The sequence below is a fragment of the Nonomuraea sp. NPDC048901 genome (assembly GCF_040649695.1).
Taxonomy (GTDB): Bacteria; Actinomycetota; Actinomycetes; order Streptosporangiales; family Streptosporangiaceae; genus Nonomuraea.
Genome location: NZ_JBEZFW010000013.1, coordinates 252,273 through 264,959 on the forward strand (window position 1 = coordinate 252,273; position 12,687 = coordinate 264,959).

10 protein-coding genes are annotated in these 12,687 nt (G+C 69.5%); 4 read left to right on the top strand and 6 right to left on the bottom strand.

The annotated features are described in order from the left end of the window. Positions 1 to 181: 181 nt before the first annotated feature. The 4 genes from AB0C30_RS38380 (at position 182) to AB0C30_RS38395 (ending at position 3,392) form a co-directional block, all read left to right on the top strand. Positions 182 to 631, top strand: coding sequence for an XRE family transcriptional regulator (locus tag AB0C30_RS38380; RefSeq protein WP_357953271.1), 450 nt, complete (start codon positions 182 to 184; stop codon positions 629 to 631). A 131-nt stretch (positions 632 to 762) separates the two neighbouring features. Further along, positions 763 to 1,275 carry a hypothetical protein gene (locus tag AB0C30_RS38385; protein ID WP_357953273.1) on the top strand — a complete coding sequence of 171 codons (513 nt, stop codon included), beginning with the start codon at positions 763 to 765 and terminating at the stop codon, positions 1,273 to 1,275. Positions 1,276 to 1,285: 10 nt separating this feature from the next. Continuing rightward, positions 1,286 to 2,446: an MAB_1171c family putative transporter gene (locus tag AB0C30_RS38390; protein WP_357953423.1), complete on the top strand. Its 1,161-nt coding sequence runs from the start codon at positions 1,286 to 1,288 to the stop codon at positions 2,444 to 2,446. Between the two features lie 331 nt (positions 2,447 to 2,777). Further along, on the top strand, positions 2,778 to 3,392 hold the full coding sequence (locus AB0C30_RS38395) for a dTDP-4-dehydrorhamnose 3,5-epimerase family protein (protein ID WP_357953274.1): 615 nt from the start codon (positions 2,778 to 2,780) through the stop codon (positions 3,390 to 3,392). Between the two features lie 38 nt (positions 3,393 to 3,430). Here the strand turns inward: AB0C30_RS38395 and AB0C30_RS38400 are convergent, their stop codons facing one another. The 6 genes from AB0C30_RS38400 to fxsT form a co-directional block, all read right to left on the bottom strand. Then, entirely contained in the window at positions 3,431 to 4,441 is a 1,011-nt protein-coding gene (locus AB0C30_RS38400; RefSeq protein WP_357953276.1) for a hypothetical protein, read from the bottom strand. A 132-nt stretch (positions 4,442 to 4,573) separates the two neighbouring features. After that, positions 4,574 to 6,241 carry a protein kinase gene (locus AB0C30_RS38405; protein WP_357953278.1) on the bottom strand — a complete coding sequence of 556 codons (1,668 nt, stop codon included), beginning with the start codon at positions 6,239 to 6,241 and terminating at the stop codon, positions 4,574 to 4,576. 166 nt (positions 6,242 to 6,407) lie between these two features. Continuing rightward, the gene (locus AB0C30_RS38410) at positions 6,408 to 7,568 is read right to left on the bottom strand and encodes an FAD-dependent oxidoreductase (RefSeq protein WP_357953280.1); all 1,161 of its coding nucleotides are present in this window, start codon (positions 7,566 to 7,568) and stop codon (positions 6,408 to 6,410) included. A 234-nt stretch (positions 7,569 to 7,802) separates the two neighbouring features. Then, a complete protein-coding gene (locus AB0C30_RS38415; RefSeq protein ID WP_357953281.1) occupies positions 7,803 to 9,269 on the bottom strand; it encodes a S8 family serine peptidase in 1,467 nt (488 codons plus the stop codon). A 27-nt stretch (positions 9,270 to 9,296) separates the two neighbouring features. Beyond that, positions 9,297 to 9,551, bottom strand: coding sequence for a hypothetical protein (locus AB0C30_RS38420; protein WP_357953283.1), 255 nt, complete (start codon positions 9,549 to 9,551; stop codon positions 9,297 to 9,299). A 91-nt stretch (positions 9,552 to 9,642) separates the two neighbouring features. Continuing rightward, entirely contained in the window at positions 9,643 to 12,684 is a 3,042-nt protein-coding gene (fxsT, locus tag AB0C30_RS38425) for an FxSxx-COOH system tetratricopeptide repeat protein (RefSeq protein WP_357953285.1), read from the bottom strand. Between the last annotated feature and the right edge of the window lie 3 nt (positions 12,685 to 12,687).

The following is a 12,687-nucleotide window of genomic DNA, read 5'->3' on the forward strand; positions in this document are numbered from 1 at the left end:
TGGCCAGGCGCACGATCATCAGACTGCATAAAAGTGATGAGCCACTGTGCTGCATCAACTTTGAGGAGTACTCTTGGAGACTCGCAGACGCGCATCCCCTCTGTCAACTAGGTTCCATTGCCGGAGAAGATCTGCGAATATAGTTGATGAAGCCGAGCGGTGAGTGATGACGGATGAGAACATGTCGGATGAGTTGACCGGGCAGTCGCAAGGCGAGCCGTCCTCGCCATCCCTGGCCGACAAGATCAACTTTTTGTTCCGGACGGTCTATCCAGCCGGCCGGGGGCCCTACTCCTACGCCGAGGCGGCGGCCGGCATCGAGGAGCTCACCGGCGAACAGGTCTCCCACACCACGTTGTGGAAGCTGTCCACCGGGCGCGCCACCAACCCGACCAAGCGCCTGATCGAGGCGCTCGCCGCCTTCTTCCAGGTCTCGCCGGCCTATTTCTTCGACGACGAGGCCTCGAAGGAGATCGGCGACCAGGTCGAACTGCTCGCCCTGCTGCGCGACACGGGCATGAAGGGCGCTCATCTGCGTGCCTTCTTCGAGCTCTCTCCGGAAGCGCGCGACATGGTGCAGGAGCTGATCGAGCGGACAGCCCGGCTGGAGCAACGTCACCGCGACAAGTAGGAGAAGAGGAGGAGAGGTGGACCGACCATTGAGCCCCTGCTTGCCATGAGCGACGACATTTGCACTGGGCGTGGGATGGCGAGGGTACCGGACGGCATGCGGTGAAAAGGGAGCAGCGCACACCACATCAGGTGTCGATCAAGGAGTTGGAAGCCGAAGGAGTCATCCCCGACCCCTTCGACCTCGAACTCTTCATCAAACGACTGGAGAAGCGACGAGGCCGCCCCATCCAGATGATTCCCATCTCGGCGCGTCGCGGTGCGCTGTGCGGCCTTTATATCAAGGCCGTCGGCACCGACTATTTGTGTTACGTGCGCAGCTCGTCGCCGCTGCATGAGTGCCATATCCTGCTGCACGAATTGGGTCACCTAGTGCTCGGTCATCAGGACAGCGGATGGCGGAGTGAAGAGCTCCAGCGCATGCTGCTGCCGGATCTCCACCCGGACATGATAAAACGCGTGCTGTGCAGGAGTGGTTACGCCGATCCGGCCGAAGACGCGGCGGAGGCTTTCGCCGAGCTCATTCTGGCGCCACGTGTGCTGGCACCGGGCAACTACACGGTGCCGGCCGCCACACCGCCTCCTGAAATAGCCGAGGTGGTCCGGAACATCGAACAGGCGTGGGGGTCCGGAAGGGGATTTTGACGTGGTCGATGTGTTGTATTGGGGGGAGGCCTCCGTCATATGGACGATTGCCGTGCAGGCCGCCGTCCGACTCGTCCGGAAACGTCGATCGCCAGTGGACCTGGCCTACTCCGCCCATATCGTCACGCTCAGCCTCAGCGTGCTGGTGCAGTTTCATGACATCCAGCCGAGGCTCGACACTCTCACCCATATCAACGGGCTCGGACGATGGCTGGTGTTCAGCTTCACCATCGCCTCCATGTGCGCGTTCTGGATCACAGTGACCTACCTGACGTCACCGGCGGGCGGCCGGGCCCCGGGCGTCACCGCGAAGATATTATGGGCCGCGGCCGGCATCGCGGTGATGGGAGTCCTGCTGTTCGGCTCCGGAGTGCCGGACGACGCCGGTGCGGGCTTCCTTGTCGTACACGGCGATAACCCGCTCATCGTAGGTTCCTATCTGGCCTTCCTCGCCTATATCTCCGCCGGCCTTTTCGGCACGCTCCGCCGGACCTGGCGATACGTGCGCTATGTGCACCAGCCATATGTGCGGCTCGGGTTGCGGCTTGTCGCGGCCGGTGACGCCGGCGGGCTCCTCTATGTGGGCTACTTGAGCGCCACCGCGCTGACCAGCTACTTCGGCCTTCCGACGCCGCCGGGCGCGTCGACGCATGCCGTGACGTACCTCGGGCTCGCCTGTACCACGCTGATCGTGGCCGGCCCCACCATCGGCGTCTGGGGGCCGCGGCTCGCCACGCCGCTGCGGTCGGTGGCCCAACGGCGGGCGCTGCGTCGCCTTCGCCCTCTGTGGACGGCGCTGACCACGGCCATGCCCGAACTCAGACGTGACCCGCCCAGCGTCGGCGACTCCGCCGGCTACCAGCTCTATCGCTATGTCATCGAGATCCGTGACTCCTTGCTGGTCCTGGAGTCCTATACCGGAGGGCCGTTTCATGACGGCATGACCCCGGCCCTGCACGCCCAAACCGTGGTCCAGGCCCTCCATACGTTCGCGGCCACGAAGAGAACCGCGGCGGCGCCAGGCCTTTCCCCTGCTTCGGCGGGTGATGTGAAACCCGCGGTCACCCGTGAGGCCACGTCCGGCGACCCGGTGCTCAGCCCCGGATTACCGGCCATGAAGGACGAGCTGACGCACCTGACCCAGCTTTCACGGGCTTTCGCCCGGCTCTGAACGAAGAGCATGCGCGGCCTTGTGCCGTTATTTTCCGACCCCCGTCGCGCTCATGAATATCGCGGGGAGCGGAATTTCACTAATAGCGGCATGCCATCAGCCGCCATTAGTAGTGAGCCGTCTTATTTCGATGCGCCACGCATGTCTTCATGAGCACAGAAAAGCCGCACACAGGACAACACATTGGCATTTGATCAGGTCGGCTAATACGCTCGCATTAAGGATGGACAGGGGCACTAGGGGGAGCTTTAGGGGGTTGCCCGCTAAATGCCGCGCTGAAAGTCTTGAATTGCCATGACAGAGAAACATGTCTACGGGAGAGGTTTTCGGCATGCACATCGAAGAACTTGACGTAGCGGACTCCTTCGTGATCGACCAGAAAATCTATCCAGACATGCGCGGGATTTTCCTGGAACCATTCAGCCAGCCGGCGTTCCGTAAAGCAGTGGGTCATCCACTCTGGGTGGCGCAGGTCAACTGCTCCTGGTCCTATCGCGGCACGATACGCGGCCTCCATGTGGTGGGCCTGCCGGGCCAAGCGCGCTACTTCAACTGCGCGCATGGGGCCATGCTCTGCGTCGTACTCGACACCAGGATCGGCTCGCCCACCTACGGCGAGCACATCGCGGTTGAGCTGACCGCCGAGAGCAGGAGGGCCCTTTACGTCGCGGAAGGGCTCGCCGCCGGATTCCTCGCGCTGACGAAGGAGGTGACCGTCTGGTATCTCTGCTCCAGCCTCTATTCGCCGAGCACGACCGTGTCCATCAACCCGCTGGACCCAGAGCTCAACGTGCCCTGGCCGCGGGAGCACGAATTCATTCTCTCCGACATGGACAGAACCGCTCCTTCCCTGCGCGAAGCCGAGGAACGCGGGCTGCTTCCGCTCTATCGCGATTGCCAGGCCCGATACGCGGAACTCAACGCGACGGCCGATGCTTGTCCATGATTCTCGACATCCGGACCCATCCTCAGCGGACGCGCCGTTCAGTACACCGAGATGTGCGGGTGGTCGTAGTGGTTGGCCGTGGTGCCACCGCGGTCTGACATCGTGCGCCAAGCGCCGGTCCTGGCGTGCCAGATCCGCTGGCGGTAGATGATGTACATGATGCCCAGCCGCTTGGAGTTCTTGATCGCCCAGGCGGCGATCTCGTTGCCGCGCGCCACCTCGGCGGCCGTCGGCATCGAGCCGCCGCGACTCAGCATGAAGTCGCACGCCCTCCCGAGCGGGTGCTCGCCGCCGTCCTGGATCGCCCGGTAGCAGCCGATTCCATTGGGTACGGCGAAGCGCTCCTTCACCAGGGTCTTGACCAGGCGCATCCGGGGAGTGATGTTGTCGGAGCCCCCGGGAAGCTGCGGGACCCAGGTGCCGTCCGACCGCCGGACACCGGGCGCCTGGTAGAGCTTGTCGATCTTGTCCTTGATCTTCTTGATCAGCTGCTCGGCCTTGTCCTTGCGTTTGCCGAGGTCCGCGACCTGGTCGCCGAGTTCCTTGGCGCGGGCGGCCGCCTCCTCCTCGGCCTGCTTGCGGTCGTCCCTGACCTTGGCGAAGCCGCTTAGCCTGGCGCTCTGCTGATCGACCAGGTGGTTGGAGAGCGCGAGGCGGCTCATGAGCGCGGAGGGGTCCTCGTTCGCCGAGAGCATGGTGGCGGGACTCGGGGGGCCGCCGTTGGTGTACTGGGCGACGGCCATCAGCCTGAGCTCGGCCGACTCTCGGTCGTAGACCGCCTGGGCGGCGGCCAGCTTGTCCTGGGCGGCCTTCTCCGCCTTCTCGGCCTTCTGGTGGGCGATGCGGCCGTTGTAGTACTCGGTGATCAGCTTGTCCGACTGCTTCCCCAGGGCGGCCAGCTCCTTCTTGAGCTGCTTGATCGTCGGCTTGGGGGCCGCGTGTCCGGGCGTGGCCAGGCTCACTAACAGGAACACCGCTGTGATCATCGCGGTGAGCGCTTTGGTGAGGATCGGACGGCGCCGCCGGTCGGCGGGGCATGCAACCGCCACACTTCTCCTTCGCCCGAACTGCGGGGCCCAGAAGTACGCCCCCTATCCGAGGCTAGATAGTAGGGGATCACCTGTATCGGTCGGCAAATCAGCAAATTTTGGTATGGGCGAAATGTCCGACGGTGGCGCGGGTCACGGCTTGTCGATGTCCGGTGGAGGACAGGACGACGTGTGCGAGGAGCGGGCCCTCCTGGCTCTGCGGACGGCCCAGTGGCGGCCGAGCAGCGCGGAACCGGGGACCAGTACGGAGCCGAGCAGGCCACTCCCGAGCCCGAGGCCGAGGTCGACGTCGAGCAGGCCGTCCTTGCCCTTGAGCACGGGTACGTCGATCGACACCTTGACCGACACCGAGACCAGCGGCCCGGCGGCCTTGGTCGGGGCGGAGGCCTGGGTGTCCGGGGGGCTGGTGGTGGCCGGACGGGCGGACGGCTTGGGCTCACTGGTGGCGGGCTTCGTCGTCGACGCCTGCTTGGTGGGCGGCTGGGTGGCCGGTTTGGAGGTGGCCGGTTTGGAAGTGGCGGGTGCGGAGGTGGCCGGGCGCGTGGTCCGCGTCGGCTCCGCCCCACGGGTGGGCTCCTGCGAGCGGGTGCGGATGGGCTCCTGCGCATGGGTACCGGTGGGCTCGGTCTGGTCCTCGGTGACCACCGGATCCGCGGCGTCGGTGCTGGGCGGAGGGCTGGCGAGGTCGCTGGGCTCCGGGGTGAGGATGGACGGCTCCGCCGTACCGGATGGCGTGGGGATCAGGGCCGACTCGGCGGGCGCGCTGACCGGCGGGAGCCCGGCGAGGCGGTCCGGCGGTGCGTCGTTCCAGATCACGAACGCCGACGCCACCGCGGCGGCGGTCGCGACCACCAGGCCGCCCGTCACCGCGAACTTGGTCACCGGCGCGAGCGCGCTGCTGAACAGGCTCGTGCCGCCGTTCCCCGACGTGGGCAGCGGCCGCGACAGAGGTAGCAAAGAGGCGAGCGGGACGGTCAGCAGGCCGAGCCCGGCCCGGCCGCGTACCTCCCAGCCGGTGCCATAAGCGGTGTCGGCGACCTCCTCCAGCTCCGCCAGGAACGCCTCGGCCGACTCCGGCCGTTCGGCGGGGTCCTTGGCCAGGCCGTGCCCGACCAGTGCCCGCATCGGCTCCTCGATGTCCTCCAGCGGAGGCTCGGCGTGCTGGTGCTGGTAGGCGAGGGCGGCGAAGTTGTCCGCGATGAACGGCCGGTGCCCGGACAGGCACTCGAAGAACACCACGGCCGCCGCGTACACATCCGACGCCGTCCCCGCCGGGGCGTCCGCCCACTGCTCGGGGGCCATGTAGGAGGGGGTCCCGGCGAGTGGGGCGTTCTCGCCGGAGTGGGCGGCGACGCCGAAGTCGACGAGCTTGCTCTGGCCGTCCTGCGAGACGATCACGTTCTCGGGCTTGAAGTCACGGTGTACGACGCCGTGCCGGTGCGCCTCGGCCAGCCCGAGCAGGGCGCCCTTCAGTACGGCCAGCGCCGCCTCGGGGCCGGTGGCGCCCGCGTGCTGTAACAGGCGGCGCAGGGTGATGCCGTCCACCAGCTCCATCACGATGCAGGCGTCGTCGTGGCCTTCGACGTAGTCGAGCAGGCGGGCCGTGTGCGGGCTGTCGAGCTCGCGGATCAGCCCGGCCTCGGCGCGGAAGCGTTCGACGAACAGCTCGTCGTCGCGTAATCGCGCGGCAAGATGCTTGATCGCCACGGGCGTCCCGTCGGACGTGCGTAAAGCGAGCATCACCCGCCCGGTCCCGCCGTGTCCGAGTTCCCGAATTTCGGTGTAGCCGGGAACATCCATCGGGGGGACCTCCAGAGACGGATAAAGATCCTTTAACCCGACGCTATCCCGTGGTAACGCCCCGTGTCGAGAGTGCTACCGGCCACTGGCCTCAATCGGTATTTTTACTACTTCTCATAGTAGGTCCGGCAGCTGTAATGGAGTGGGCGCGGCGGACGTTAATAGGTCAGGCCGCCGGAACGGAGGGGGCCTGGGCGAGGAGGCGGCGGATGTTCCGGGCGGCGGTGCGGCCCGCGCGGTTGGCGCCGATCGTGCTCGCCGAAGGGCCGTAGCCGACGAGTTGCAGGCGCGGCTCGGCGATCACCTCAGTGCCGTCCACCCTGATCCCGCCCCCGGGCTCGCGCAGCCGCAGCGGGGCGAGGTGGTCGAGTGCCGAGCGGAATCCGGTGGCCCAGATGATCGTGTCCGCTTCCACGTACCGTCCATCATCCCAGCTCACCCCGCCGGCGGTGATGCGGCCGAACATCGGCAGCCGCTCCAGCGCTCCCTTGGCCAGCGCCTCCCGGACGACCGGCGTGTACCCGAGCCCGGTCACGGCGACCACGCTCTGCGGCGGCAGCCCGGCGCGTACCCGTGCCTCGACCAGGGCGACGGCGTCGCGGCGCGTGTCCTCGCCGAAGTCGTCCAGCGGGCGGAACACGGGCGGCCGGCGGGTGACCCAGAGGGTGCTCGCGGCGACGCCGGCGATCTCGGAGAGCACGTGCGCGGCCGAGGTCCCGCCGCCCACGACGACCACCCGCCGACCGGCGAACTCCTCCGGTCCCCGGTACGTCGCGTAGTGCAGCTGACGGCCGCGGAAGGAACGCGCGCCCGGATAGTACGGCCAGTATGGACGGGTCCAGGTGCCCGTGGCGTTGACCACGGCCCGCGCCGCCCACTCCCCCGCCCCGGAGGTGACGACGAGCCGCCCGCCCTCCCCCGGCGCCACGGCCGTCACCTTGACCGGCCGCAGTACGGCGAGCCCGAGTTCCCGTTCGTAGTCCGCGAAGTACTCGGGGACGACCACAGCGGCGGGCCGCCGCCCATCGGCCCCGGACAGATCAGCACGACCAGCCCCAGGCATGTCAGCTCGACCGGCTCCAGACGGGGCGGCCTGACCTGCTCCAGGCGGGGTGCCCACCGGTGGATCGGAGCGCCGCACACCGGGAAGGTCGAAGATGCCGTGCACCTTGTCCATGGTCAGCGACGGCGACCGGTGCCGCCACGCCCCGCCCGGCCCGTCGCCCGCGTCCAGCACCAGCGGCTCGAAGCCGAACCGGCGCAGGAAGTACGCGCTCGACAGCCCGGCCTGCCCGGCCCCGATCACCACGACGTCGATCTCGTCCACGTACGGATGCAACCGGCGAAGCCCCGGTGCTCTTCCCGGGACGAGCGCAGCGTCCCGGGAAGAGCGATCGGGGCCGCGGCGGCCGCCCCCGCGTCACCGCCGCGGCCCCCACCGGTCGAACCCGCCCCTCGGCAGGGCCGCCCGGCAGTCGGTGAGCCCGTCAGACAGTCGACCCGTCGGACGGGCGGTCTGTCACGGGCGGTCCGTCACAAGCGGTCCGTCACGGGTGGTCTGTCAGACGGGCGGTGGGACGGTGTGCAGGCTGCGCGGCGTGACCGAGCGCGCCAGCCGGTACGCCGCCGCGGCGTCCACGAGCCCCGCCCCGGTCGCCCCGTCGAAGCCCTCCCCCGCGAGCTCCCCCGTCCCGCTCTTGCCGTCGACGACGTCCCGTGCCGAGGCCCTGAGCAGCGCCTTCACCAGGTCGGGAGACAATCCCGGCTGGACCTGCTTGAGCAGCGCGCACACCCCGGCGATCTGGGGCGCGGCGGCGCTGGTGCCGCTGATCACGCTCCAGCCGTCGTCGGGCGCGGTGCCGTCCTTGACCGGGTAGCCGGGACCGGCCAGCGAGGAGTCGATGACGTCGCCGGGCTCGGTCGGCAGCATGATGTAGAGCGCCCTGGGCTGCCGGCCGACCAGTCCGCAGACGTCGGGCACGTGCCGGCCCGGGTAGATGAGGCTGTCGAAGCTGCTCGCATAGTCGGACGCCTCCATCTTGAACTCCCCGTTGACCTGCGTCTCCTCCACGTACACGCCGCCCGCGGCGATGACGTCGGGCATCATCGCGGGGAAGGAGATGTGGCCGTTGCCCGCGGAGAAGCAGACCGTGATGCCGCGCACCCGTACGGCCTCCAGCACCGCTAACTCCAGCGGCCGCAGGAAGTTCGGCAGCCCGGTGAGCCCGTTGAGGTCGTAGCCCCAGCTGTTGGTCAGAACAGCGGGCGACAGGTCGGCGGCGGTCTTGAACGCGAGCGTGGCGTTGCCGCCCATCTTCACGCCGACGAAGTCCACGTCGCGCGCGCAGGCGAAGATGTTGGCCGCCTCGGCCGTGCCGTGGCCGTACTCGTCGTGGTCCACGCGGGCGGCGTCCGGCGCGAGGGTGGCGTTGTAGTTGTAGCCGTGATGCGGATAGAAGGGATGCTTGTAGAAGCCTGTGTCGACCATGGCCACGAACACCCCCCGGCCGGTCACCCCCCGCTCGTGCACGTGGCAGGCGCGCAGGAGGAGCCCGACGTCGTCCGGCACGCGCAGGTGGTGATAGGAGACCCTGGGCGGCAGCGGCGAGCCGTAGAACTGCGGCGGCGCCTGCGGGTAGGCCCGTTCGACCAGCGGCTCCAGGTCGGCGGGCAGCGTGAACGGGACCCCGGACACATGCGACAGATAGGAGACTTCATCGCCCGGCTCGGCGGCCGGCGCGCCGCGCAGGGTGTGCGGCCGGACGGCCACGCGGGTGTTGAACGTCTCCTCCCACAGCCGGCGCGGGCCCTCCGCGCTGATGGAGAACGTCCCGACATGCCGGACGACGAACCCCCTGCGCTGCAACGCGAGCGCGGTCTGCGCGGCCCGGTCCGGCGGCGGCCTGAGGTCGTCAAGACTCGCCGCCTGTACGGCCGACGACTCGGCGAACATCGAGGCCCGGCCCGGCGGCCGCACCACTGCCTCGAAGTGGACGGTGGACTCGCGGCGTTCGATGATCGTGGTCATGCTTCCCCCTCGGGGCATGTCAGTGGGTCAGTGCAGGTCGGGAGGCCCGGCGAGATGGATCCCTGTGACAAGTCCCCGCAGTTCGCGGGGGATGGCGGGCTCAGGCAGGCCGAACGTCCGCTCCCAGACCTCTTCCGGGGCGCTCACGCTGATCGTCGGGCCGAGGTGCAGAACGCGCAGGCCGAGCCGGCTCAACACGGCCGCCGCCTGGTGCCGTCGTCCCGGCACCGGCTCCACCTCGGCGGAGATGACCCGGCGCCCCGGGGACGCGAAATCCGGCATGTCCCCAGAGTCGGGTCCGTGAGCGGATCCGGCCTCAGGTGACGGCTGAGGGCTAACCCTCAATGCGGAGGGCTAACCCTGAATGGGAGGGCTAACCCTGAATGGGGCTCCTGCCACGGGCCAGAATCCGCTCGGCCCTCGCCCGGCAGGCGTCGGCCGGCTCCTGTTCCCCCAGCACCTCGTACGCCTCAGCGAGGTCGAGCAGGGTGCCCGCGACGTCGGGATGGCCGCCCCCCAGCACCCGCTCGGTGCCCGTGAGCGCGCTGCGCAGCAGGTCCCGCGCCTCGGCGGCCCGGCCGTCGGCCAGCATGGCCTGGCCCAGCCGGCGCACGCCGAGGTGGACGTGGGCGTGGTCGTCGCCGTAGGCGTTCCTGAACACCTGGATCGCCCGCTCCTGGTGGTCCCTGGCCAGCTTCGGCTCGCCGGTGTCCAGGTAGACCAGGCCGAGGTTGGTCAGCGGCATGCCCACCTCGCCGTGGCCGGGGCCGTAGCAGAACTCCAGGATCGACAGTGCCCGCTCGTGGCTGACCCTGGCCTCCTCGAAGTGGCCCGACAGGCGCAGCGCGTACCCGAGCTTGTCGAGTGTGTGGGCGACCTCGGGGTGCTCGTCGCCGTACACGGCGGTGAGCATGGACGCGGCCTGCTCCTGCAGCTTGACGGCCCGCTGCGGGCGGCCGGTGTCCTGGACTATCAGCCCCAGCCCGGACAGGGTGTGCGCGACGTCCGGGTGGTCGGGGCCGAGGATCGTCCGCGCGGTGGCCAGCGCCTTGGTCAGCCATTCCTGGCCGGCGCGCAGGTCGCCCGCCGTCCAGGCGGCGAAGCCCAGCTCCCGGCTGACGCGGGCGATCTCCCTGCGGTCCGGCTCGTGCCGGGCGGTCAGGATGGCCAGGGCGCGTTCGAGGGTACGCCTGGCCTCGGGCAGGCGGCGCTGGCAGACCAGCACGTTGCCGAGCCGTCGCAGGACCCGCGCCACGGCCGGGTCGTCGCCGCCCAGGGCGCGTTCGGCCAGCACCAGTGCCTGTTCCTGGGCGGCGCGGGCGCCGTTGACGTCGCCGGTGAGCTCCAGCAGGTTGCCGTGGTCGGACAGTACGGCCGCCAGGTCGGCGTCGGCGCCCGGCTGCCGCCTGACGAGCCGCAGCGCCAGCTCGAACAGCTCCTGGGCCCGCTCGAACGCCGCCCGTACCGTGAGGTAGTGGCCGGAGCCGCAGAGCATGCGCGGCAGGCCGGGCACGGCGATGTCCGCGCCGTCGGCCTCCTGGCCGAGGTGGATGACGTCGGGGATGACGCTGTCCCAGGTACGCCAGGTGGTGGGGTTCTCGGCGTCGGCGGGCACGACCGAGCTCAGGATTTGGACGGCGCAGGTCACCCAGGTACGCCGCTCCTCGTCGGGCAGCCTGGCCCAGACCGCCGCCTTGACGAGCGGATGCATGCGCAGCCGTCCCCTGTCCCGCTCGACGAGCGAGTGGCGCAGCAGGTGGGCGATGGCGTCCTGCAGGGCCAGCTCGTCCTCGACCGCGTCCCTGAGCGCGGGCGGCAGCACGCCGGGCATGGAGTCCAGCAGGTCGAGCGAGACGCCGCCGGGGCCCAGCGTCGCGCACAGGTGCAGCAGCTCGATGGCGACCGGCGAGGCCTGCGCGACCCGCTCGAAGGCGAGCTGCCAGACCGTGGCGAACGCCTTGTCGCGGGTCAGCAGCTGATCCGCGCGGCGGCGGAACAGATCGCCGTACTCATCCAGCTTCATACCGGTCTGCTCGCTGTAGGCGGCGGCCTGCTCCAGCGCGAAGGGCAGGTCACCGAGCTGTTCGGCCAGCGCCCAGGCACCGCTGGTCCTGGCCACGCGCGTGGACAGGAAATCGACTGACTCGGCCCGGGAGAAGGAGCCCACGCGCACGCCCACGGCCAGCTGGCCCCAGGCGGGGTTGCGCGAGGTCACGATGACGTGCCCGGCCCGCAGGGACGACAGGAACGCCTCGATCAGCGTGCCGTCCTCGACGTCGTCGAGGATGAGCAGCCAGCGGTCCATCCCGGCCAGGCGCTCGGCCAGCGCGGCGAGGATCTCGCCGCGGTCGGCCTGCTGACGTACGCCAAGACGCAGCGCCAGCTCCGCCAGCACGCTCCAGAAGGCCACGGGCTCGGCGGCCGGGGCCTCCCAGACCACGTCGTAGTCGGCGGCGTGCCGGTGCGCGTACTCCAGGGCGATCTGCGTCTTGCCGGTGCCGCCGAGCCCGTGCAGCGCCACCACCCGGGGCGGCGGACGCGTCGTCGGCTCGGTCAGCGCGCCCTCGATCTCGGCCAGGATCGTCTGGCGGCCGGAGAACACGTGGTTGCGCGAGGGCAGATTGATGATCCGCCGCGGCGGCGCGTCCTGGCGCGGCGGCGGGGCGGGGCTGCCGTCGAGTCCCGGATCGTGCAGCAGGATCGCCTGGTGGGTGGCCTGCAGCGCCGGGGCGGGGTCCACGCCGAGCTCCTCGGCCAGGATCCGGCGGACCCGGTCGTAGACGTTCAGCGCGTCGCCCTGCCGCCCGCACCGGTAGAGCGAGCGCATGAGCTGGGCGACGGACCTCTCGCGCAGCGGATGCTCACTGACGCGCTGCTCCAGCCGCGGCAGCGCCTCGGCGTGCCGTCCCAGGGCCAGCTCGGCGTCGGTCCTGCCCTCCTCGGCGCTGAAGCGTAACTCCTCGAGCCTGATGGCGTCGCACTGCGCCCACGGCTCGGTGGCGAACTCCGTCAGCGCGGGACCGCGCCACAATTCCAGCGCCTGGCTGTACAGCGCCACGGCCCCCGCCCAGTCCTGCTGCGCCAGCGCGCGGGCGCCCTGCTCGACCAGCCGCTCGAAGCGGAAGGCGTCGACCTTGTCCGGCTCGACGACGACGCGGTAGCCGGAGCCGTAGGACTGCAGGATGTCGGCCCCGTTGAGCGCCTTGCGCAGTCGTGACACGTGCGCGTGCAGCGCGCTCAGGGCGCTCTTGGGCGGTGTCCCGCTCCAGACGTACTCGATGAGCTGGTCAGAGCTGAGGACCTCACCCTGGTGGAGGAGGAGGACTGCGAGAATGGCCATCCGCTGCGGTCCGCCGAGCGCGACGGAGTCGCCCTCGATCAGGACGTCGAACGTGCCCAGAATCCGGATGTCCACGCC